Source organism: Caballeronia sp. LjRoot29 (assembly GCF_964252755.1).
In the GTDB taxonomy this organism is placed as follows: domain Bacteria; phylum Pseudomonadota; class Gammaproteobacteria; order Burkholderiales; family Burkholderiaceae; genus Caballeronia.
This window is the reverse complement of sequence record NZ_CAXUPU020000029.1, coordinates 1-22,470: the sequence shown is the minus strand read 5'-3', so window position 1 is coordinate 22,470 and position 22,470 is coordinate 1. Positions and strand designations below refer to the sequence as shown.

The 22,470-nt window shown below is 57.5% G+C and carries 24 protein-coding genes; 14 read left to right on the top strand and 10 right to left on the bottom strand.

Annotated elements, in window-relative coordinates; translation table 11 throughout:
- Positions 1–395: 395 nt before the first annotated feature.
- The 3 genes from ACSQ83_RS26085 to ACSQ83_RS26075 all read left to right on the top strand — a co-directional run bounded on the left by ACSQ83_RS26085 (position 396) and on the right by ACSQ83_RS26075 (position 1,656).
- Complete coding sequence (locus ACSQ83_RS26085) at positions 396–542, top strand: hypothetical protein (RefSeq protein WP_436230118.1); 147 nt, start codon at positions 396–398, stop codon at positions 540–542.
- Between the two features lie 102 nt (positions 543–644).
- Complete coding sequence (locus ACSQ83_RS26080) at positions 645–1,355, top strand: DUF7673 family protein (protein WP_436230117.1); 711 nt, start codon at positions 645–647, stop codon at positions 1,353–1,355.
- 28 nt (positions 1,356–1,383) lie between these two features.
- Positions 1,384–1,656, top strand: coding sequence for an XRE family transcriptional regulator (locus ACSQ83_RS26075; RefSeq protein ID WP_165108104.1), 273 nt, complete (start codon positions 1,384–1,386; stop codon positions 1,654–1,656).
- Positions 1,657–1,997: 341 nt separating this feature from the next.
- Here the strand turns inward: ACSQ83_RS26075 and ACSQ83_RS26070 are convergent, their stop codons facing one another.
- The 6 genes from ACSQ83_RS26070 to ACSQ83_RS26045 form a co-directional block, all read right to left on the bottom strand.
- Complete coding sequence (locus tag ACSQ83_RS26070; RefSeq protein ID WP_436230116.1) at positions 1,998–2,222, bottom strand: hypothetical protein; 225 nt, start codon at positions 2,220–2,222, stop codon at positions 1,998–2,000.
- A 717-nt stretch (positions 2,223–2,939) separates the two neighbouring features.
- Positions 2,940–3,836, bottom strand: a complete 897-nt coding sequence (locus tag ACSQ83_RS26065) for a Fic family protein (protein WP_436230115.1) — start codon at positions 3,834–3,836, stop codon at positions 2,940–2,942.
- Positions 3,820–4,179, bottom strand: a complete 360-nt coding sequence (locus ACSQ83_RS26060) for an antitoxin VbhA family protein (RefSeq protein WP_436230114.1) — start codon at positions 4,177–4,179, stop codon at positions 3,820–3,822. The genes ACSQ83_RS26065 and ACSQ83_RS26060 overlap by 17 nt, the downstream gene beginning before the upstream one ends.
- Positions 4,180–4,349: 170 nt before the next feature.
- The gene (locus tag ACSQ83_RS26055) at positions 4,350–5,576 is read right to left on the bottom strand and encodes a replication protein O (RefSeq protein WP_436230113.1); all 1,227 of its coding nucleotides are present in this window, start codon (positions 5,574–5,576) and stop codon (positions 4,350–4,352) included.
- Between the two features lie 346 nt (positions 5,577–5,922).
- The gene (locus ACSQ83_RS26050) at positions 5,923–6,897 is read right to left on the bottom strand and encodes a ParB/RepB/Spo0J family partition protein (protein WP_436230112.1); all 975 of its coding nucleotides are present in this window, start codon (positions 6,895–6,897) and stop codon (positions 5,923–5,925) included.
- Between the two features lie 2 nt (positions 6,898–6,899).
- Positions 6,900–8,087, bottom strand: coding sequence for a ParA family protein (locus tag ACSQ83_RS26045; RefSeq protein ID WP_436230111.1), 1,188 nt, complete (start codon positions 8,085–8,087; stop codon positions 6,900–6,902).
- A 704-nt stretch (positions 8,088–8,791) separates the two neighbouring features.
- On the opposite strand from ACSQ83_RS26045, the gene ACSQ83_RS26040 reads away from it, so the two are divergent.
- The 7 genes from ACSQ83_RS26040 to ACSQ83_RS26010 all read left to right on the top strand — a co-directional run bounded on the left by ACSQ83_RS26040 (position 8,792) and on the right by ACSQ83_RS26010 (position 14,995).
- Entirely contained in the window at positions 8,792–9,325 is a 534-nt protein-coding gene (locus ACSQ83_RS26040) for a hypothetical protein (RefSeq protein WP_436230110.1), read from the top strand.
- Positions 9,326–9,331: 6 nt separating this feature from the next.
- A complete protein-coding gene (locus ACSQ83_RS26035; protein WP_436230109.1) occupies positions 9,332–11,254 on the top strand; it encodes a phage integrase family protein in 1,923 nt (640 codons plus the stop codon).
- A 98-nt stretch (positions 11,255–11,352) separates the two neighbouring features.
- Entirely contained in the window at positions 11,353–11,745 is a 393-nt protein-coding gene (locus ACSQ83_RS26030) for a hypothetical protein (protein ID WP_436230108.1), read from the top strand.
- A gap of 567 nt (positions 11,746–12,312) precedes the next feature.
- The gene (locus ACSQ83_RS26025; protein WP_436230107.1) at positions 12,313–12,537 is read left to right on the top strand and encodes a hypothetical protein; all 225 of its coding nucleotides are present in this window, start codon (positions 12,313–12,315) and stop codon (positions 12,535–12,537) included.
- Positions 12,538–12,576: 39 nt separating this feature from the next.
- Positions 12,577–12,858, top strand: a complete 282-nt coding sequence (locus tag ACSQ83_RS26020) for a helix-turn-helix domain-containing protein (protein WP_436230106.1) — start codon at positions 12,577–12,579, stop codon at positions 12,856–12,858.
- A gap of 62 nt (positions 12,859–12,920) precedes the next feature.
- Positions 12,921–13,877, top strand: coding sequence for a reverse transcriptase family protein (locus ACSQ83_RS26015; RefSeq protein ID WP_436230105.1), 957 nt, complete (start codon positions 12,921–12,923; stop codon positions 13,875–13,877).
- Between the two features lie 65 nt (positions 13,878–13,942).
- Positions 13,943–14,995: a DUF4238 domain-containing protein gene (locus ACSQ83_RS26010; RefSeq protein ID WP_436230104.1), complete on the top strand. Its 1,053-nt coding sequence runs from the start codon at positions 13,943–13,945 to the stop codon at positions 14,993–14,995.
- 303 nt (positions 14,996–15,298) lie between these two features.
- Here ACSQ83_RS26010 and ACSQ83_RS26005 read toward each other — a convergent pair whose 3' ends face one another.
- From ACSQ83_RS26005 to ACSQ83_RS25995, 3 genes are all read right to left on the bottom strand, one after another.
- Positions 15,299–16,786, bottom strand: a complete 1,488-nt coding sequence (locus ACSQ83_RS26005; protein ID WP_436230103.1) for an IS5 family transposase — start codon at positions 16,784–16,786, stop codon at positions 15,299–15,301.
- 123 nt (positions 16,787–16,909) lie between these two features.
- Positions 16,910–17,572 carry a restriction endonuclease gene (locus tag ACSQ83_RS26000; protein ID WP_436230102.1) on the bottom strand — a complete coding sequence of 221 codons (663 nt, stop codon included), beginning with the start codon at positions 17,570–17,572 and terminating at the stop codon, positions 16,910–16,912.
- A 54-nt stretch (positions 17,573–17,626) separates the two neighbouring features.
- On the bottom strand, positions 17,627–18,046 hold the full coding sequence (locus ACSQ83_RS25995; protein ID WP_436230101.1) for a hypothetical protein: 420 nt from the start codon (positions 18,044–18,046) through the stop codon (positions 17,627–17,629).
- 165 nt (positions 18,047–18,211) lie between these two features.
- Between ACSQ83_RS25995 and ACSQ83_RS25990 the strand changes: the two genes are divergently transcribed.
- From ACSQ83_RS25990 to ACSQ83_RS25980, 3 genes are all read left to right on the top strand, one after another.
- Complete coding sequence (locus tag ACSQ83_RS25990) at positions 18,212–18,460, top strand: hypothetical protein (RefSeq protein WP_436230100.1); 249 nt, start codon at positions 18,212–18,214, stop codon at positions 18,458–18,460.
- 243 nt (positions 18,461–18,703) lie between these two features.
- Entirely contained in the window at positions 18,704–19,603 is a 900-nt protein-coding gene (locus ACSQ83_RS25985; RefSeq protein WP_436230099.1) for a hypothetical protein, read from the top strand.
- 143 nt (positions 19,604–19,746) lie between these two features.
- Positions 19,747–20,679, top strand: coding sequence for a hypothetical protein (locus tag ACSQ83_RS25980; protein ID WP_436230098.1), 933 nt, complete (start codon positions 19,747–19,749; stop codon positions 20,677–20,679).
- Between the two features lie 268 nt (positions 20,680–20,947).
- Here ACSQ83_RS25980 and ACSQ83_RS25975 read toward each other — a convergent pair whose 3' ends face one another.
- Positions 20,948–21,580, bottom strand: a complete 633-nt coding sequence (locus tag ACSQ83_RS25975; RefSeq protein ID WP_436230097.1) for a TetR/AcrR family transcriptional regulator — start codon at positions 21,578–21,580, stop codon at positions 20,948–20,950.
- A 125-nt stretch (positions 21,581–21,705) separates the two neighbouring features.
- Here ACSQ83_RS25975 and ACSQ83_RS25970 point away from each other — a divergent pair.
- Positions 21,706–22,470, top strand: a 765-nt coding sequence (locus tag ACSQ83_RS25970) for an SDR family NAD(P)-dependent oxidoreductase (RefSeq protein ID WP_436230096.1), incomplete at its 3' end; no start/stop codon positions are given.

The window sequence follows — 22,470 nt, the reverse complement described above, 5'->3', positions numbered from 1 at the left end:
TGAATCCATGGGCGGCGGTGGTATTTCATTCAGGCTCATACCTGGCCGAAAGTAGCATCAGCGGCATGCGCGTCTCAGCCGTCCGGTAGAGATACCCCCTTCCTGCCAAACCTTGAGCCCGGGTAACCGCACGCGTCACGCGCGCGCCGGCACGCCCGGATCGAGGCGCACGGGGACTCGCGCCAGTAGGCGCGGGGAGAGCGCCGGCGCGGCGCAGTAGCGCCGGGACGATCCGGTACGGCCCAGGCAGACCAGCCGGGGTCGTCAAGCAGCAGCGGGCTGCGTGTTTCCTCCGCGGCGAAGCCGTGGGGGCTGGATCCTGGATCGGCTTGTGGACCGCCGAGCCCGGCGCTGTCGTACGATCGCATATTCGGACTGACTGAACAGGACCAGACATGGAAAGCAGAACGATTTACGCTGGCGCCGACGGACTGGGACGTCTCAAGGCCCCATGGTTGTGGCCTGGCGCGAACGGACGCAAAGAACTGGCGTTGGGTACAGTAGCGAATATTTCCGCGACATGGTTGCCGGTCTTGCGCTGACCGATGCCCCCGATGCAACGGTGTCGTTTAGCATCGCCCCTTTTATCACCGAAGGCGGGTACGAAGTCGAAGCCCCCTATTCCGGACAATCAAGGTAACACCATGAACATTCCGCCCCGCCCGAAAACACACCGAATCACCAGCGACGTGCCAGAGCACCTCCTTGAGGCGTTCCAGCACACCGTCACGGAATTCTTTGCGAAAGCGCACGGCGGCCAGACGTCGGCGCAGCGCGCAGCGGAGATACGCGCCGGTGATCGCGACCGCGGCCTGGATTCGCTCCTGCAACTCGTCGACGTTGCCGAGAGCGGCACCGACCAGGCGGAGACTGTCGCGGAATTTCTCGCGGGCCTGTACAACGGCACCGACTACCGCTTCGATCTCACGGCGCTTCGGGCGCTGGACGATGATCTCTTCGAGCACTGTCTCGCCGTGCTGCGGCTCGATCACCGGCCAACCGTTGAAGTGCACGGCTATTTTCCTGGCGGTGGACAGCGCTGGCAGCAGATAATCTCGCGCTGGAATCTGGACAAGCGCCCCGCGCCGGAGCCTGCACTGGTTCATGGCGAACGCTATCAGGCCCGCTATGTGACGAATCAGGAAGCACCGGGTTATCGAGATATCACGCTGGTGGTGGCGCTCGACGGGGATCCTGCACGCCAGCTTCCGATCGAGCTGCACTTTTCGGCCGCAGACTCGGAAAGCATGGCCCGCGATCTTCTGGACCTTCATCGTCGTGCATGGGCGCACCGTGATCACCGCGCAGGCCCTATTGACGTAAAGGAAGGCGAACACCCGCCACGGTGGCTTTAAGAAATAGACTCCGCGCAAAAAGGAAAAAATGAATAACGACTTCCACACACGTATTCGCCCCGAATGCCTGCTGCCGTGGGTACAAGGCTGGCAGCAACCAACCGGTGTTGAGATACGTGAGGTCATAGGTCGCACGGGACTAACCGGTCGGGCGGTCGCGGATCTGGTCGGCTTGAGCGAAAAAGGGGGCGGCCGGCAAGTTCGGCGATGGATAAGTGAGGAGTCGCATATCCCCTACGCGGCCTGGGCGATCCTGTGCGAGGTAGCAGGTCTGGGCAAGATCTGGGAAGTCCGCGAGTAGTCCGATCCGCTGAGGCAGCACGTGCGGGCCTCGCGCCAGCCGGACGGATCGAACCAAGGCCGCGACTAATGGTGTTCAAACCGCGTCGCGGCAGCGTAGGTTATCCGTTGATAGTAGCCGGCGAGTGTGCGTCGCACGCGCTCCTTTTCCGCCTGGCTCATAGACGGGCACCCCGAATGGCGCAACACGTGCGGTGTGGTGCGCCGACCGACGGCTACGTCTCGTACTCCCGCGGCTACACGAATTGTCAGTATCGCCCTGCACGACTGTCTCAAAGTCTCGTCCGCGGTAGAAAATGTCGATCACGGAGACCTGCTCCGCGTCGACGTCGAAGGCTATCACTACCCGCTTGCGGCAATTCGTAACGCGCAGGCACGCGCGAATGTCATCCCGGCGATTGCCCCGATGCCGAACATCCGCAACTCTTCGCAATACGTAATGATTGCGCCGGTATAGCGTTCCGCGATCCCTGAACCGACCCTGTTGATCTCCTGCATGACGGGTTGCGCTGCAGGAAATTTTGAGTTTTCCGTCAGCTGGCGTGACACCTTGATTGTGTGCACCATGGGCAGTACTGCTCGCTCCACGCGGTGTACAGCGTAGCGAAACGAGCATAAGGGGTTTCCAAATCGGATTTGAAGTATCCCAACTCGTGCAGCCTGTTGGTCGTGAGGCAGTCGAGGTCAAAAACCAAGTCGATTATTATCCGCACTGTTCCATTCACACTTCATGTCCTCATAGACCATGTCAACACCGTAGCCGGCATTGGATCGCCCGCGGCTTAAATTAAGGCGCGAAGCAAAAGCAGCCTAACTACAACGGGTTGCGTGACGTGCATGCTTGTTTTCCACAGGCCTGTCCACAGTTTATGTGGACAACTCTCAGGCCGCCATCCGACGCACATAAAACGGTGTCGCGATTATCAAGGATCGCGTCACGCCACGGCGCTCTTAGAATCCAGACGCACCACCCGTCAATGTTCTCTGGCTTGATCGGGATAATGCAGCGATCGGGTTGACTGCGTCTACCTCGGCCTGCGGCACACCGGCCACCTCCGCGAACAACAGATCCGGTTCTCCTCTGCCCTACCAGCGCGACCACACCCACGCAACAAGCGTCTCCCGGCCAGCGTCCGGTTTGGACTCGCACCGGACGCTCTCGACCTCGATAGCATAGATTTAACTCTCAGATGACGTCATCGGAAAGAATGGCTGGATCGGAACTGGGCTGGACCTGTACGGCGCAGTTCTTGATAGCCGGAAGAACGTCAGTGTTCAATACAGCTACGCAAAGTTGTGCGTCTCACCTTCGTTTAACCGCTCCACCAATTTCTGCTTCGCGCTTCGGATGGCCTGTTCTTGTGCGTTCGCGTCCGTCGCCAGAGCATGTTTGAAATGGGTCACTACAGCGTGCAACATCTTGTAGGCGTCGACCAGTTCCGGGTGATCCTGCAGTGCGTCACGTTCCGGCAATTGTTCGAAGGCAATGGCCCGTAACGGCCTCACGACATCGGTAAGAAGCTCAGGCAGTGTCCGATTTCCATCGAGCATCAACATGCTTGTTTTGATCGCAAGGCGCGTTTTGTCATCTTGCAGGTGCGGCTCCGCGAGTGCATTTACGCTCAGGTCTCGCGCGATATATAGGACATCGCGGCCACCCTTGGTCTTGTTGAATCGCTCCCAATCAATGCTGTAGCCGGCCTCGCGCGCGAGTTGTCTGGTGAACGTACGTAACGTTCGGCTGTTGCCGTCACTGAATGGGTGAAGATAGTCCAGCTCGACGTAGAGCTTCGCGATTGCGTCTGTAAAGCCTTTAGTTTTCAGCTTGCCTAGGTTGGCAGGATCGGCGCTTTGCAGCGCCGTATCGAGACGGGTCTGTGCAGATGCGTCCATGCTCGAATACGCGACGAAAAATGTCTCCTTTTCCGCCACCGACAAGCCGCGATTCTTGTACCAGTCCTTGCCTGCCGGTGAGGCCGGTCGATACTGCCCGGGCGTTACGTCCGTGAGACCGGCGCCAGGCAGATCCTGAAAGATGCGGCGATTGATTTCCTTCAGATGCGCAGCGTCAAACTGGCCTTGAACCGGGTTCAGCTCCAGCTCAACGATGCGCGGAAAGGTCAGGTCCGCTTCGAGCTGATCTCGTTGCTCTTTGGTAAGTGGCTTACCTGTCCCGTGCATGCTCACGGGAGCCTTTCAGGAACGCCGCCAAGTCGCTATCACCATTTATAAATTGCGCCGCGGACGCTTCGAGCCCATCGCTCGCCTGCAATCCTTCGAGGCCGATGGAGGCTCGCGCAAAGCTTACGGCTTGCTCGCGACGTCGCCGCTCTGTGGGACTGATCGCAACCTTCGCGGGCGACTCCGGTTCGCCGCGCTGTTTGTTGTTAGTCTGCTCGACGTAGGCACGCATAAAATCGCGCAATACTTGGGAAGCAGGGCGATGATCGAGCAGCACGCTTTCATGGAAGCTCTCGCGCAAGTTTTCTTCGACGCGAAAGGCCATCGTCACTTCTTTTGGCATTCTGACCCCCTTTCGAATAACTCAAGTTACTGGACGGCAAGCCTTATTTTACTCGCTATACAATGTATGAGCAATGTATAGCAGTTCGCGTCTTGGCCGGGTACGCCTCAGCAACGAGTATCCCTGATAGCAGGATCCACCGCCGCGCTCAGCGGGCTGTTTCAATCGCATTAGGAATAGCGTCCGCCCTTCCCCTCTGCGTTGCGCAGCAACTGTTTCATCTGAGCCAGGCGATTATGGATTTCTGGAGTCAGGACGCGGGAAGGAACGAGCTTCAGTGCAGAACGTCCGGAGCCCGTGCTTGGGCCAAGGCGGTCGCGGCGACGTGCAGCAAATGCCTCTTGGTCTTCAACTTTGGCGAGCCGGATTCTGCCGGCATTGAGGGCTGCGACAAAAGCCGGCTTCCAGTTTCCTGCCGCAAGGCGCGCAGCAGATTCGGACGAGTTGTGAACAGTCATGGACGCCCCGCCCTCCCCTATTATGATCTGACGTTGACCGGCGATATCGATGAAGATTTGATCTGCGCACCGTGCGAGGGTCTGTTCAATCTCGATCGCGTCGAGATGCTCACGACGGGCACGCTCGGCGCTCGCCTGCTTGACCCGTATCTGATGGCCAAAATCGACCGGCGAGCGCAGCAGGGTCCGAAGGTAGTTGATGGGCCGTTCGGCTTTACGCAGGTGCTCCCAGGTGGCTTCCACCACGTCGGAGAGTATTTTCGAATGCAGCTTGGCTTCGCGCATCAGCTTAAAAATCAAAAATTCATGAAAACCCAGGTTCAGCAAGCGCGTGAGATCGCCAGGGACGGTGCCTGATTGTCTCTTTTGAATCTTAGGGTCAAGATCTTTATATATAGCTCCGTCTGCCACGGTGGCAGACGGACGACTCAAAGAAAGCGCTGCCTGTGTATTAGCGCTGTCTCGCGTCGTTGCGCTCGCGTTGTCCGCAGTCATCTGACGCTCGACAAAACCCAGTACAAACGTCGCTTTCTCGGTCAGGTGCAGATAGGCGCGGCCGAATAGTCCAGCGTCACCATGACGTTTCTGAGGCTGGCGGACGATGAGGTCAGCTGCTTCCAGGTCATCGAGGCTGCGATAGAAGGTGCGCATGGATTGCATGGCCCTGCCCGTCAATAATTCACGGCGGGCAAATATAGCGGCATAGGGGCGGTTGGCATCGACTGTGCGAGCAAGGGCGGCCAGCACTGCACGAGCGCGCGCGGGCAGCGCTGTTGCATGCGTGGCGCGGTGTGCTGCGCGAAAGATCACCCACGGCAGATTTGAGCGGTCGCAGGCAAATTCTTCGAGTGCGTCCTGATCAGTTTCAGCCGTCGGTGTTTCAGGTAGGCGAGGGCGATCAACATCCTCGCTAGCAACGGAAAGTTGCGCGATAAGCATATCCACACGTCCATTTCTATAAAAATGGAAGAGAAGCGCTTGACTGCCTATCGCTATCCGTTACACTTCGAGGTGTCAAAGCCTGACCCGAATCCAATCGGGGAAGTGCAGTAGGAGGGCGAGCGACAGCAAGCCCAATGTTCAAAAGCCTTCGGTTCCACCCGAAGGCTTTTGTCTTTTAAACGGTCAGAACTTCATCATGGCGGCTCCTGCGACCGGTTCTCAATGCCTAACTGATTGATTTTTCGACAATTCCCATTGGGAATCGAAAATCAGTCACCTATGACGCTCATTTCCATTTCTATAACTTATTGATTGCTAACGAATTCCCAATGGGAATCGCTACTCAGGCACGCGACTTCAATGTGCTTTCGATGAATTTTTGTATATCTTTCGCCCACTGCTCGGCTTGATCGGCCTCGTCGTTTAGCTTCACGCCAATAACGCCGTTGCGAGTCGTAATCTCGCAAAATTTCTTCTTACCTACCTTCACCACGAGGGGGGGTGGAACATTTCTGTCCTGTTCTTGAGGCTTTGAGATCGCATGCTTAACCGCGTTTTCCTGCGTAAAAGCGACGTCGTCTACCAGCCTTCGAATTGCCTCTATCACTTCTTTACTTCTGCCGGCCGCTGCAGCGCTCGCGAGCTTGGCGGCAGCGTGGCTTCCCAATCTCTCTGGACGTTCGGCCAGAATCTCCTTTGCCTCGTCGGGAAGGCCTTCGAAAGCAAAGATGCGGCTGACGTGTGACTCGGCCAGTCCAGCAGCCTCGGCGAGCTCCTTGCGGTTCAACTCGGTGTCTTGTTGGAGGCGTTTGAAATTCCAATATTTTTCGAAATCCGAAAGCGATGGAGACAACAAGTTCGAGAAAAAAGCTACGCGTTCAACCAAGGAGCTTTCTATGTCTAAGACGTTCGCTTCTATTTCCTCACGTCCGAGCTCTCGATAGACAGCGACACGATTGTTTCCCGCGATGATGTTCCAGTCACCATCTGGACGCACCTCAACGCTCACGGGAGTCGAGAGCGGGTACTTCTCCAAGTTCGCCTTTAATTCGCCGTACTGCTCGACCGTCAACCGTCGGCGTCGATGCGGAACCTCGTGCAATCGAGAGACGGGGAGTTTGACCTTGGCAGCGCCTTGGAGCGCGATTTTGAGACGTTCGATCTCTTCACGCTGCGAGGCTGCGGTAGCTTGTAGGTTCATTAACTGTCCGGGCGCCGTTCGCGGGCCACCAGGCTTTGCCGCGCTGGCACGTGCATGGTCGGCCTCCGTCAGTTGAATGTTAGACGCTTTCGCGGCCTGATCCTTTATCCAAGACATAGTTAAGCTCCTCGTGCCCACATCGCACTTACCTTATCGTCGACCCGGTCCACAAGCTGGTCGACCGGAGAACGAATTCGTCGCAGAGTCTCTGCGCCGCCTTCGTAATTCGAAAGGTCGTATATCGTGGAGAATCGCATGTTAGTGTTCCTCGCGAGGTCCGTTTCTGGGATCTCGACAGGAATAACGCGTGAACCGTAGATCTGTGAAATCCAAGCCTGCAAAACTTGCGCGGCCGGTTTTGGCGTCGAGCGCGTAACAAGCACATCCACGAAATCAAATTCTTTGGTTCGCTCGTCCCCGAACGCCTTCATGCCGTTAATTAGATCGGCGAACAAATGCCAGAATTGGACCATTGAGGCGAATGAAAGCATGTCGGGGACAACAGGAACAATCACTCCGTCGGCCGCGAAGACGGCATTGATCGTCAGGTAACTGAGAGTTGGCGCAGTATCGATAATGATGTAGTCGTACTCGTCCTTCAGGCTCGCGAGACCGTCGTGCAAAACTTGCTCGAACCTCACCGCGTGGTCAATTGCCGATGCCCGCGCGGGCAGCATGAATTCCGCGTTGAACAACTCGGTTGATGACGGGATGAGATCTAAATTGGGCCAGTAGGTCGGCGCCGGAAGGCCCCGCATATCGAACGACTCGTTGTTTAAGTACGCCTCGATTAAGGGCATGATCGTTTGAGACGCGTCCACCTCTGCATGGGGGTTGATCCCATAAAGTGTTGTCGCGCTACCCTGCGGATCGAGGTCGATATGCAGTACCCGTCGCCCCCGACGCATCGCCAACCCCTGCGCGAGCAGCGTTGACGTCGTGGTCTTGGTGACGCCACCTTTGAAATTAGCGACGGCTAGCACTTTGGCCGGACCTTGACGTTTTGTGGGCTTGAGTTCAGCCTTGATCCACTCAATTGTCTCGGCGACTGAGAACGATCGGGGAGAGCCTGCCCGCGTCTGGCGTCCCTCTGGCAACTCACCCTTTTTTAGAACGTAGGCCATCCTCTGCTTGTCGATTCCGCACATCTCTTGAACCCGTGCCGACGTGATTAAGGGCGGCTCTTTCCGAGGAAAGGGTTCAAGCATCTCGTCTCGGATCTTCTGGAGCATTACATCCGACAAGTGCGCAAGGCGCGTAAGATCGTCGGCGGTAGTTTTCCCGGGGTGCGCGAGGCTCGTGTCCATTGGCTTTAGTACCGTTCTCGATGATTGGACCGGTTCAGCCGGAATGGACCGGCACGGTCGAATTGTCGTGAAGATTAGCGATCGTAAACGGTAAACGCAAGTAAACTTTCTGGTGTGGAGCGATGCCGAAGGGCCGTCAGGCAAAGTCCAGCGCGGAATTGCTCAGAATTCACTCGAGGATGGAGCGATCATCTGAACGAAAATCGCCGGTTCTTGCCTCTGTCACACCGCTGGCTTATCTTCCAACCACTGTATATCCATACAGGATTCGGAGGACGCCATGGAACAATGGGTGCGGGTGCAAAACGAGCACGATCGGCAGGTCTTGGCCTGGCTACGTGAACAGGTCGGGGACGCAGCGGTCGCGGCAGCCGCGCAGGCCTGCGGGCGCGGCGACACAAAACCTTATCTTTCCACGGTCTGCCGGCAGCTTGGTCTATCAGCGCCTAGGTTTTCCCGCCGTGGTGCAAGTATTGATGGAGTAGGGGAGCGCCACCTGGCGGCCATGTATGCAATTTTGCGCGCGCCGTCGACGCGGGCCCACGCCCGGTGACGACTTGAATCCCATTCTGGTGTGCTTTGGGGGATGTCCAGGGCGTTTTGGGACGTTCGTTCAAGCCTGATAATTGTTATTATCGGGATGTCATTTGAGAGCTAAAATACGACAATTCCCATTTAAGGGTCACTTTTTGGCCCGCCCGCTCATGTCCGAATCCCAGCCCGACCCGCTGTCCGATAAGGCGACCCCGCTCAACCCGGAGACCGCGCGCCTCGTGCTGCGCCTGGATGACGCGCTCTCGGCCTTCCGGGCCGGGGAGGCGACCGGCATCCGCGCCCTGGATGCGGCCAGCCGTCTGATCGGCGACCTGGCCGATGATGTCACTGCCCGTGCGCATGGGCATCGCAACGTGCCCCGTCGACCCGATCGCGTGGAGCTCGCGATCCTCACCGCACTGGCTGACACCTACGGTGCCGAAATCACGACCACCTCGTCGCTCGGTTATGCGTTGCGCCTGGTCGCCCGGCACGGCGGTGTCGCGTTCGTGCAGCGCGTGCTGTGGGGCGAGTCGGCGTCCGACGCGCAACTGGCCGTGATGCTCGGCGCGACGCGCGCGGCGTTCACGCAGCTCTCGCTGGCGTTCCCTGACGTCTTCCTCGCTGAAGCCAACGACGTACTAGCGGGGTTCCGGCCACGGCCACCAGGCGGGTCCAAACCCAAGGGCGGCCCGCGTGAGTAATCCCCAATGAGTGAAGTCCTCACGCTGACCTACGGCTACACCGCCAAGGATCTCGCGGCGGTGCGCGCATACGTGCAGCGCGTGGCGCCGGCGATCATCGCACGCACCTATTACGACGTCGACGAAGACACTTTCGCCGCGACGCCGTCCACAATGGAGCGGCACCTGCGCGGTATGCTCGACGGGCTCGTGAGGGTCGCGATCGAGCAGGGCTCGCCGGCGTTGGCGGAGCACTTGCGTGCATCGGTGCGCAAACACGGCGAACCGAAACTGACGGCCGTGACCTTTCGCATGGTCACCGAGGCGGCGACGCTGGCGGCGGCAGCACCCCACGCATCACATTCGATCGGGCGGTGGTTTCGTCCGCGCGTGGCAAGCCGCTTGAAGGGGGAGGGGATCGCGACGCTCGGTGCCTTGATCGCGTTTTGCAACCGGCGCGGCGGCAGCTGGTGGCGCTCGATTCCGCGCATTGGTGCGGGGCGCGCGGCGGTGATCGTCGCCTGGTTGCGTCGGCACGAAACGCAACTCAGGCTTCGCGTGGATGCCGACGTCAGTGATGGCAACTACGCGCGCGATCCGATGGTCGCCGCGGATGTGGTCGAGGTTCGACCGGCTGGAACATATCAAGTTGATGCTGGCGGAGTAGGGCAGTCGGGGAGCGCGCCGGTTCGATTGACCCTCACTCCGCTCGAGCGCATGGCAGTGCCACATGGGCTGTCCGGCATCGATGGTGAAAACCGATCGGTCGCGTTCTGTTATATCCAGGCGCGCCACGATCTGGAGGCTGCGCGCGCGTATCTGAACAAATATCGCGATCAGCCGAAAACGCTGCGCGCCTACACCAAGGAGCTTGAGCGGTTTTTATTGTGGTCGGTGGTGGTGCGCGGCAAGGCGTTGAGTTCCTTGGTGGTCGATGACTGCGAGGCCTACAAGGATTTCCTGAAAAAGCCGGATCCGCGGTTCGTGGGCGAGCGGTTCAGTCGTAGCTCGCCGCGCTGGCGGCCGTTCGCTTCTGAAAACCTGTCGCCGGAGTCTCAGCGGTATGCCACGCGCGCGCTGCGTGCCGCGTTCACCTGGTTGGTCGATGTCCGCTACCTCGCGGGCAATCCCTGGAAGGCGGTCAACGATCCGAAGATTGTTCAGCGGGAGACGGCGATGCAGATCCATCGTGCGCTGCCGGCCGATCTCTGGCGGCGCCTGCGCGACGAGCTCGATAAGCGATGCGGCGAGGACGGTGATCCGAAGCTTGGCATGCAATGGCGCGTCGTTCGCGCAGCCCTGTTGTTAATGGGCGACTCCGGCCTACGCCGTGAAGAAGCGGCGGATGCGCAGCGCGGAAAACTCCGAGTGTCGATCTACGGCACGCTCGAACGGCCGGTGTGGGAGCTGACCGTCATCGGCAAGCGGCAGAAAGAGCGCACGGTGCCGGTCAGCATCGCGACGCTCGAGGCGCTGAAAGCGCATTGGGCGGATCGGGGGCGAGACTTCATGGCGCCGATCGATTTGCTCAACCCGTCAGGTCCCTTGCTGTCGCCCGTCACCATCCCGCGCACGCCCGCCTCGCGTGCCAAACATGGGGCAAAACATGACCAGCGAATCAACGAAGGGGAGCAGGGGTATTCGGCCGACGGCATCAATCGCCTAATCTCGCGCATGTTGACGATCATCGTCGAGACCATGGATGATCTGAGTCTGGATGAACGCGTGATCCTGGGATCGGTGAACGCGCACGCGATGCGCCACACCTTTGGGACCCAGTCGGTGGCCGACGAGGTCCCGGTTGATGTCGTGCAAAAGGTATTGGGTCACGCATCGCTGCAGACGACGTCGATCTACGTGCAGGCCGAGAAAAAGCGCGTGCTCGAGGAGGTGGCCGGCTATTACGCGCGCCGTGCCGAATCGGCGACAACCGGAAAGCGTGACAACTGAGCGCGGTAACTGACCGTCAAGGGACGATGGCGAGTAAACCAAAAAAACGTAAGGCCGGGCGGACGACCCCACCGCTCACGCGAGCGATGTTGCTGCCCATGTCCGCGGAGCTCGCCAGCAAGGTGTCGCTGCACAATCACTTGGCGCTCGTTGCCTTGCGGCACGGGAAGGGAAACGCTGACCTCATCGCCGAGCTGTTGAAGACGGTGTACGTCGCGTACGATTTGCTAGCTCCCGATCAGCGAGTAACGCACACCGAACAATTTGCGCGCGCTGAGTCGGCGGTGAAGGCGGTGATCAAGCACGCTGCTGCGACCGACGAATGGCGACTTGCCGAAGAAGAATGCGAAGGGGTCGAGTTGATCCTTCGTCTGCACGATGCGCAGTTGGCCGCGTTGCCCAAGCACCGGATCGAGGGGGCCAAGCAGCGGTTGATGCGGGTGCTGGCGAAGGGGAGTTTTCCCTTGCTGACTTTGACCGTCGACGGCTAATCCACCTGAACGCTGACGTCACCCGATCTGCAAGCCACACGCAATAACACTCTGCATGTGGCCAGATCTGTACTTCGGGGAATGTCTTCTAGTCCTGGCGTCGCTGCAAGCCACAGACTCTACCAATTGCCGGTATCGGAGGCTCACGCGACAGAAACATAAACCGCCGACTTTTGCCTGACAGGCAAAAAATTTGACAGATCACGATTGCTCTGCTTTAATGGGACCTGGATGAGCGTTCCGCTCATGTGTTCTTTAAGTTTTCTCCAACGTCTAAGAAATTGACCGCTAGCTGCCGATAGTTTTCGGCGCTGGATGTCCCGTCATCTGGCTATAGGAACAGCGCAGGCAACTGCGGTCTCCTGCGAGGTGCTGGTCTCGTACGCATCGCGTGCGGCAGGTAGCGACCAATGGCCGGATCTAGGCTCTCGGTCCGAACCTGATGCATCGAATGCGTAAGGGGCGGCAAATACCTCATTCGTCGGTTACGGGCCTTGCGGTGTTGAGCGACTCCTTTCCGGTCTTTGCTCTTGGGCGGCAGGCATAGTGCCTGGACGGAGAACACCTATGTGTAATTTAAAGAACCTTGTTCAGGAGCTTGAAAAGCTCTTGCACAAGCATCACGGTCAGCTCGACACCGATGTATTTTGTGAAATGCAGTTCAAGGTCGATCAACTGAAGCAGGAGATCGACAAGGCAGGTTGCGATCCACGCCGCTTGGCATCTGATGCCTTGCAGGTGCTTGCGGCACTGCTGAGCGTAGTGACAAACGTCATGACGTTCTTGAAATGATGACCATGTACACAAGGCCCGTACTTTTGTTGTGAATATATGAATATCGGAAAAGCCTTAAAACTTTGTCGTTCAGCGAAGGACATGTCGCTCGAGGCGGTTGCCGAGGGCGCTGACATATCCGTGTCCTACTTATCTCGAATTGAGAACAAGCAGCGCGAGCCGACACTCGACATTGTAAGCAAGCTTGCAAACGTGCTCGCGGTGCCGATGCCTGTACTTATCTTCTTGGCGTCTGACGCAAGCGAACTCCGCGGTCTCGATGCGCAGACAGAACAACAATTTTCAACGCTCGCGCTTGAACTCATTCATCGATCATGATTCCGCCGTCATATCCTCACGATCGCGTTCAATCTTTGGAGTCCTTACGACGGTCTCTCAAGATGAGTCCCGATGCTCTGCGCGACCTCGCCCATCGCGCATCGGGGATGTACTATATTGCACAACGGATTCCGAAGGAAGATGGTTCTTTGCGTATCGTCTATGACACGCGGCAACCTCTCAAAGCTGTGCTTCAAAGACTTAACCAGACGATACTGCGTCGGGTCATCTACCCACCGTATCTAACGGGTGGCGTTCCGGGCAAAGACTACAAATCGAACGTTGAACTCCACGCAGGCGCTGCCACCGTCATAAAAGAAGATATAACCCAATTCTATCCAAGCGTAACAGCCGAGATCGTCTTCGACGTATGGCGTCGTTTTTTTGCATTCTCTGAAGAGGTCGCTGAAGTCCTAACTGCTGTAACAACACGAAATGGTCACCTTGAACAGGGCGCGCCGACAAGTGGCTATCTCGCGAATCTAGCCCTCTGGGATGTCGAGCCCAAGCTCTTACGTCGCTTGATGGAGCGGGGAGTCACAGCCTATTCTAGACATTGCGATGATGTAGTGATGTCCAGCACGTCGCGCATGCCGAATGATCAGATCGCCTGGGCGGTAGGTCAAGTCTACGGGATGCTCCGACATAAAGGCTTACAGGCAAAGCGGACCAAACACAAAGTTATGCATGACGGGAACGCGATAGTGATCTTGAAGCTCGTCAGCAACGAAAAAGCATCGTTACCCGCGGTTGAGCGCTCAAGGGTAAGAGCACTCGTCCATCAATATGTCAAAGCAGCAACCCTCGGCGCTGACTTGGAGCACTTGATTCGGGATCTACCCCGTGTAAGAGGACAGGCACACAAGGTCAAGCGCTTCCATCCCACGGAGGGTGCGCAGTTGGTCGCTCGAGTGAACGAGGCCGCCATCTTAATCAAACAGTTGTCGTCGAATGTGATAGCACATCCGGCGGTACAAACTCAGGCATGTAGTCGGCTCGAAGTCGAGACGGACAAATGAGATGAGTACGCCATCGATCAATGATCGATAGACAATGGCCACTAGCCGCCAACGATCCAAATTGAATGAGTTCCAGAAAAAACCACCACTACGTGCCTCAGTTCTATTTCAGATATTTTTCTAAGGACGGACGGAGCATATGCGCACTAACGGTTTCGACAGGCAAGACGGTTTCGAAAGCGCCAATTAAAAGTCAAGCCAGCAAATCGTGGTTTTATGGTAACGACCAGATTGAGGCTGCGTTAGGCGAGATTGAAGGCGCGTGCAGTGCCTCATTACGTGCCTTGCAGATCGTTCCCGACCCAACGCAGATGACCGGAAATGATATCGATCAGATCCTGATTTGGCTCGCACTTCAGCGCTCACGTACGCGTGCTGCGAGAGACTCGGGCGAACCGATGCGCAATAAGCTAGCCGAGCTGCTTTCGCAGATTGCGAGCAACGGAGGTCACGATAGAACTGATGTCGCCGGAGATCATGCAGAGCTTTCGCCAGCGGCAATTGACTACGATGTGATCGACGCCCAAGTTTTAGAAATGGACGTAGCAATGGAGAGCGCTCAGATCTTGCGGGATCTCGTTCCTGTGCTCCTAATCAACAAAACCAACCGTCCTTTCATTTTTAGCGACGCGCCGGTAGTGTTCTATAACGCTCACTATCGAGATGTGAAGTACCGGGGTGTTTTGGGCTACGACACTCCCGGATTGCTGGTGCTATTCCCCCTATGCGCAGACCGCAGCCTTCTTCTGCTAGATCCTGCGGTGTATAGGACGCGCGGGATGAAGAGAAATACAATTATAATAAGAAGCTCTCGCGATGTTATATCGATGAACAAACTGCAACTGCATTCCGCATCCTCGTGTGTATATTTTCACGATGGTAGCTTCTCAGGATATGTAGCTGAGTTGTGGCGGCAAGAACAAAACAGGATCAAGCCATCGGTAGCAAAAGTTGTCGAAACGCCGGGATTTGATCATGACGGAAACCCGATAGGTGACGTAGTCCACAATTTTCAAGCGCATTTGAACTATCGTTTAGCGCTTACCTTCTTAGAGCATCAAACGCTTGACGATAGGCAGTACAGGTTTTCCCGTCGAGGTGATCGATACGTTCGCTGAAAAGTTGAGACGTCAGGACCGCCTTCGTTCGACGGGGTTCAGGATTGTTTAGCTGGGAACCACATCCACTCGTCAGGGCTATTCTCGCGCTTTGGCCATTAACCGATCGGAATCCCTGTCACGAGCTGGTTTGTGAGGGTGGGTCTTGGTCCGATTTAAAAATGTTTCTGCCAAACAATTTGTTGGATTCGTTGGTGACAAAGTTCACGTTGACTATGATCTCCTCGAGAAGCTCCCGAAAGGTATTGGACCTCCATTTAAACTCTGGCCAGTATTTCGTCGGCCCTGCAAAATTCAGTTTGCTTAACGCACGACCCCGACCGGGACATTTTGTGGGAGCGGGAAGGATAGGCGCCGGAAGCGTTTCCGGTGCGAAAGCAGCGGATGCGACGGGACATTAACGATCCAATGCAGCCAGGCGAGGATAAAAAAGATGGGCCCCAGCCCCAGGCGAACAATCGCACGCAACAGCCAGCGCAGGTTGTAGCCCGTGGCGCACAGCACGGCATGCAGCGCATCGCCGGTTTGCCCTTTGAGCCAGCAACGACGCATACCGTGGTCGTGCTTCACATGGCCGATGATCGGTTCAATCGCCTGTCGTCGCTTGAGCCAGCGGCGCTGCGTGCTGGTCAGCGTCTTGTGTTTGCCACGATGAATCAGGTGTACTGATGATACTTCCGCGTCGACGCCGCGAAACCCGAGATCGACCAATATGGTCTTCGGCTGCGGTGTACCGGGCAGATCCTGCAACAGAACGGAGCTCTGTTCGAGTTGCTCGGCAAGCGTATGGCCGTCATAGGGGTTACCGGGGAACGTCCGCGCTCCGACGATCAACCCTTGTTTCTCCGTGATCGCGAGGCTCACCTTGACGCCGAACTCGTAGGGCTGGCGCGCCTTTCCTTTCCCGATGCATTCAACTTCAGGCGCATGCAGTGCGTAGAGTTTGTTCTTGTCCTTTGGACGTTGGCGGCAAATGCGCCAGGCCCGCTCAAGCCAGACGTGCAGTTGCGCCTGCCGTTCGTCCGAAGCCCCGGACAGCTTGCGTTCGATATCGCGCAGCAACCGTCCCAAGACTGTGCGCTGACGTTTGAGTACACGACGCAGGCGCTTGAACTGCTTCGCATGGGCATAGCCGCCTGCGCGGCGCCGCAGCCGCTTGCCTTCACGCTCGTAAGTTTGCTTCAACGCCAACCCGGCGCGCTGCGCCAACTGCACGAGTCTGGCCCGCGACACCTCAAGCAGACGGCTGTCGGTCGGATACGCAATCGCCTTCTCTTGAACCGTAGTGTCGACAATCACGCGCTCGAATTCGACCGGCGTCACCGCCTTCATCTGCACCGCAGCCGCGATCGTCGCCGCAAGTAACTCCTCGACACCGGCTTCGCCCAGCGCCTGTCGAAAGCGCACCAGGTTGGTCGGGTCACACGGCAGGCGCGGCTGAAAATACTCCTCGCCGCAGAAAAACTGGAAATACACGTCCTGCGCCCAGCGCTCGCACACCGTTTCGTCACTTTCGTTGTAGGCGTGCTTCAGGTACAGCAGACCCACCATCAGCCGCATAGGCAGGCGCGGACGTCCAGCCGCACTGACGCCACCAGCAAGTTCCAGCGAGTTCGAGCCAAACAGGTCAACCGCCTCGCTCACCCGCCCATCGCGTGAGCGTCGCTCGAACAGGGGAGCAAGCGTCGTTTCGATTGAAGCCCACGACATCTTCGTTGCCAACACGGCAAGCGGGTGACGCAGATCGATCATCGCGTCCAGACGGCTACGAAAGAAATCAGGCGTGCTCATGGGCGACCACTCCGAAACTCCCAGAATCTTTATCAGATCGATATTCGTTCTGGGAGTTCTATTACCCGCCAACTAACTGCATCGCCAAGCCAGGCGAGGCCTCACGAACTTCTGCAAGGCCGACTATTTCATGAGCATTTTCTCTTTGAAGGTCTCAACGTCTTCCGATGGGACTAACAGGTCTCCCGTGAAGTTTGGGCTTCGCCGTGCGTTGATATATTGCCCGATGTTGAAGAAACTCAGCGTCATACCGAACGTACCGAATTCGTTCACTAGGTCTTTGTATTTCTGCCGGCTCGCTCCAGAGAGCAGAGCAAGTTGCCGATCACGGGCGCCGTTGAAGGGCTCCACATATTGCATCAAATCGTCCGCGGCATCACCAACCGCGGGACAGAAATGGCGCTCCCACCACACCGGAAGGTAACGCTTCTGGAGTTCTAGGTAGGTTAGTCCGTGGGTGCTTGTGTTATTTGTGTAGCGTATTGCGCCGGCCTGAAGGCCATGAAGCGATACGATGAAGCCGATGTTAGCTCCCGTCTCCGCCATCACCGTTGTGAATGCATGCACGACAGTTTGAGGAATGGCGCTGCCCCAATTCTTGCATTCGACGATGTACCTGATCTTGTCAACGCTCTGTTCATCGACCGCATAAACGTCGACGGCAACGGTACCTCTCGGGGTTTGAATGTCTTTCTCTACGGATGCAGTTAAGCCGATTTCATTGAACAGGCGGCATACGCCGTTTTGCAATTCGCGCCAATCGTTCGGATACGGGTTATCAATCATCTGGGGCTTCTTCCTAGCCTCTTGGGAAAGGGTAGTTCATTGGCGGCTGAAGGGTCAGGCAGGTTTGACGTCAAACCATGCGCGAATCACAGGCACGTGGCACGACTCAACCACGAAGGGTGCCTTCTCGAGTTCGAGAAATTTCATCATAGCGACGATACGATGCCGGCCATCAATGAGGGAAGGCTTTTCTTCATCGGATCCCATCCACGGCATGTATGTCCATCCCTCACTCAAGTCTTGACGCACACGGCACCAACGAGCCGGATTCAGGGTTAGTCCATCGCCCGGAGGTAAGGCGTCTAAAGCTTGCTTTAGATCGAGCGTGATGATCTCGAATTCGGAATGCCCATGCGCTCTGCGAAATTCCAGATCGCGAGTTGGATATTCGTAGAAAATCTCGGGCGGTATAGCGTCGATGGACGGAAACTTGTACCACTCGCGACCGTCATCGGTGTGCTTCGTCGCGAACATAGTATAAAAATATGGCGACACGCCAGGCGGAGCATTCTGCCAACGGTTCCAGCGCTCGCCCGAACCCGATCTCGATTGGCAAATTTTAGTGAGGGTTCCGCGTTGGCAGCGGAGCGGACGAAGGGGGCTGCTCTCGCATGTAAGGCTTCGATAACCGCGCACTACATGGACTTACCCGCCGAGATCGTCGTCTTATGCAGAGAAATCAGTGACGAGCTGTCTTTGATCGCCCGCTCGTGGGAATTTCACTTCGGGCGAAGCAAGGACGGCTCGGAAGCACTGCACATGGCACGGCACCTTTGGGAGCAAACCGAGCCCATTGGTACCAAACTCCAGGCGCTTGAAAGCGCGATGCGTGAGTTGCTGGGCGAGCGGATTGGCGTGACCCCTGCCACTGACAAAACCGGCCAGTGAGAGGTCACAACTCCCGATATAGCCATCGCCCAATTACCGCATTAGTAATAGGGGGTATTGGCGAGTACGGATGGCGTAAAGTAACGATCGGCAACCTGACTGCGCGCGGGGCATGCGTCGCTCCATTGAACTGGGATGCCCTCAGGATTCGGACTTTTTCGACACTCAGCGAAAAATAAATCGACAACAGGAAACAGCATGCTACCCGCTACGCAAGCAGAGATTGACCACGTTACGAGCTATATGGAATGGCAGGCTCCAGACCTAGCCGTAAAAATGGTCCAGAAGGTGTATGCGGAAAACGTGCTGCACATCCGGCATGACGTGTGGGACGTTCACACCAATGTTAATCGCTGGTGGGTTATCACCGAGCCGATGAACCTGTACTCGCAGGACCAGTTTCCGAATATGGATCTGGCACTCACGTTCCATGTTGGCCTTTGCCTCCGTATTCCGCGTAACGATCGGCAGAAACTGTCCGCGCTGCCAATCGAGCCTTTTGCAGAGTGTTATCGCTACATGCAAGAAGCGTCCGACGCTCTCGCGCAGGCGCAGGAAATCAACGACTATCAGTCGATCGGTGTCCGATGCCGGGAAGCGTTGCTGACTTTCAGCAACGCGGCGCAAACAGCACTGCCCTGGACCGCAGACCAGGAGCCACCGAAAAAGGCGGATTTGAAGGCGTGGGCGGATCACATCTGCAGCGTCGCGCTTGCGGGCGCATCACACGAGCATAGGCGGCACCTGTTCAAAACCCTGCTCGAAAGCGCGTGGAAATTCACGAACTGGCTGACACATGCCAAGGCCTCGCACTGGCATGACGCGGAAGCGGCGGTTTCATCTACTGAAAACGCGATCGGCCTTTGCACCTCGGCCGTCATTCAGCATATTCGCGGTGTGCCGGAGCAGTGCCCAGCATGTGGGTCGCAGCGACTGTCACCGCAGCGCGGTTTCCATAAGGACGATCCAGAAATTGAATGGGAGCGACCGACCTGCGACAAATGCGGCTGGACGGGAAAGCCCGTTCCAATCACGGATGTCGCTGAATCTGCGGAGGAATCCGATCGATCGCCGCCTGACAGCGAATGCGTTCTTCCGACTGTGCCCCTTATGCGTCTGCAGCGACCCGGAGACGCGGTTTAAAGAAATCAATTCCGAGGCATTCAGTGAATTTCCGCGCCCAAATAATGGGACTTTCCCGTTGGCCCGTTCGTTACGCAGGCGTTCGCTGCCTCCTACCCATGCAGCCATAAATAACTGCGATGTTGCCCCACATGGAGAGTGTGATGGCCTCACTTGTTTTAGAGCTACAGCGCGAAGCGTTGAACACCCAAGGCAGCGTGTCGCATCTGCTGCGCATGGCCTTTGTCGTCGCCCGAAAACTCGGAGTCGCCGAGTTTGAAAAGTGGGTCGATGCCGAAATGAATGGGTACAAAGATGCCCAACAACTGCCGGAGTACCGGTTGCTCTCCGGCTCGGTCAAGGTCTTCAATCCCTACTACCAAGGCTGGCAACCGCTGAGATTTGCCGAACCGAAGTGGGCGGAGCGACTGTCGAAACGGCCAATATTCGACCCTATCGCGAAACTGGAAAGCATGGTTGCAGAGACGTCTAAATCGGGCGAATTCATGGTGACGTTCGTCCCACAAGTCGAGAGAGATTTGATGGACGCGATGAGAGGAGGACCCAAGATGCAACCTGCGACCGCCATCAGCGGCGCAGCCGTTCAAGGCGTTATCGATACCGTGCGCAACACCGTCCTGGACTGGTCGCTGAGGCTGGAAACCAGCGGCGTGCTGGGAGAGGACATGACGTTTTCGGATGAGGAGAAGCGGCGCATGCCTGAGCCGCCCACGCCGGCTCCAGTCGCGTATTACGCACAGAACCAGACGGTCATCCACAGCATGCAACAGTCTCAGGTCCAGCAGGCAACGACAGACTCTACGCAAACCTTTGTGCAGGCACCACCTGACCTGGTCGCGGTCTCGGCCCTGATGGCGCGACTGCGGGAACAGCTGGACGCGCTCAATATGCCGGCTGAGGCTCGGGGCGAAGTCGAAGCTGACATAGCAACCATCGAGGCTCAAGCGAAGTCGCCTAGACCTCGATTTGCGATCATCCGGGAAACGATGTACAGCATGCGATCGGTGATCGAGCAGGCAGCTGGAAGCGTGGTCGGAGCAGGGTTGCTGGTCGAGTTCACGCGCCTCCTTTCTTGACAGAACGCATGTCGACTCCTGTCGGAATCCGGGCCACTTCGCATCAATTTTTCATCGGCTCCACCGGCGTCCTGTCGGTTAACGGAATTGGTTGGACTAACGCGCGGTTAGTTAGACTCGAAAGCATGGAATTGATTGGACTAACCGGAATCGGCGGCAACAGCTAGCAAAACCGCTCGCTGTACCGTGATCTTGATCGGGTTTGTGGGGCGCACGGAGCGGCAACTACCAAAGCCTACTGCCCCGCAACGCCCCTTAACCGCCGGCGTCAACTTTCTGGCCCCGCGTTTCCACGCCGCGGTTGGAGCACCAAGTCGGCCGCTTCCTCAGCATCTATGAGGAGCGTCTTGCGCGATGTGCCCATCTGCGCACGCATGGTCAGCCCACGCGCTAAATCGGTGACTTGGAGCGCGCGGACGGCCGCAGGAAAGTCAGGCGGGATTTCACCGGCAGTGATCGCGTCCCGGAAACGACCTTCCACCAGCGCGGCGCCACCAGTCGCCGCTTTTTGCAGAAACTGCCGGACCTCAGCGTCGTCCACAAGTGGCGCGATGCATATCAGAAGACAGCCCCGGGCCGACCCTTTCTCGGTCGCACTTTCGACGGCGTACCTCAGAAAGCCGGTGATCGAGTCGCGAAGCCCCTTTGGTGAGAGGAGCGCCTTCGCGGCTGATGCGCCCTTTCGTTCTGCGTACGCCTTAAGGACGCGCAAGAATATCGCCCGCTTGTCCCCAAAGACGGCATACAGGCTCGGCCGTCCCACACCCATCCCGGCGACGAGATCGTCAATCGTCACTCCGTCGTAGCCGTTCGACCAGAACACCTGAGTCGCCTTTTCCAGCGCCCGCGTCTCGTCGAAGCTGCGCGGTCGCCCCACTGGCCTAGCGGTATTTTGAATCATATGGTTCAAAACTCCTTGACAACTTTTATCGCATCAATATATAACCGAATAGTTCTAAATTAGCAAGTCGTCCGGGCCTCGCGAGGCCTCACGACTCGACCTCCCCCTTCACCACTGAGACGCCCATGGAACATTCGATCGTGCTCGTCACCGGTGCCACCTCCGGGCTCGGTTACACGGCAGCCCGCTTGCTCGCCGTCGGGGGCTACCGCGAGATCATCGTCACTGGCCGCAGGCTGACTCGAGTCCAGGAAACGGCCGCTCAGCTCGCGGCGGAAACCAAAAGACAGGTCTTCACGCCGCTGGAGCTGGAGTTGGACACGCCGTCCAGCGTTCAGTCCGCCCTCGCCGAACTCGTCAAGCGAGGTCGGCCGATCGATTTCCTACTGCTCAATGCCGGGATGGTCCCTGGCAAGGCGCGCATGATCACTGCGGCGGGCGTCGAGGCTTCTCAGGCCCCGCTCATCGGCCATCATGAACTGACTGTCGGGTTGCTTCGCGCTAACCTTCTTAGCCCCAACGCGCGGATCGTCATCGCCAGCGCGGAACCTGCCCGAGGGGGCGTACCCATGTTCAAGTACACCGACGTGGACGCACTCGCTGCGAAATACCACCAGGGCGACCTGACCGCTGCTATGGAAGCCCTGCTGCGCAACGGGCCGAACGTGAAGTACGTGCCCAACAATGCGTATGCCGACGCGAAGCTCATTGTCGCTTGGTGGGTCGCGGCGCTGGCCCGCCGGCTACCTTCCGGCATGGCCGTATACGCCGTGTCGCCCGGTGCCGCGACCGCTACCAAGGTTTCGCGACAAGCTGGCCTCGCCGTGAAGTATCTGTTTATCCCACTCGCGAACCTCATTCCCGGCATGAACCAGACGCCGGAGACCGCG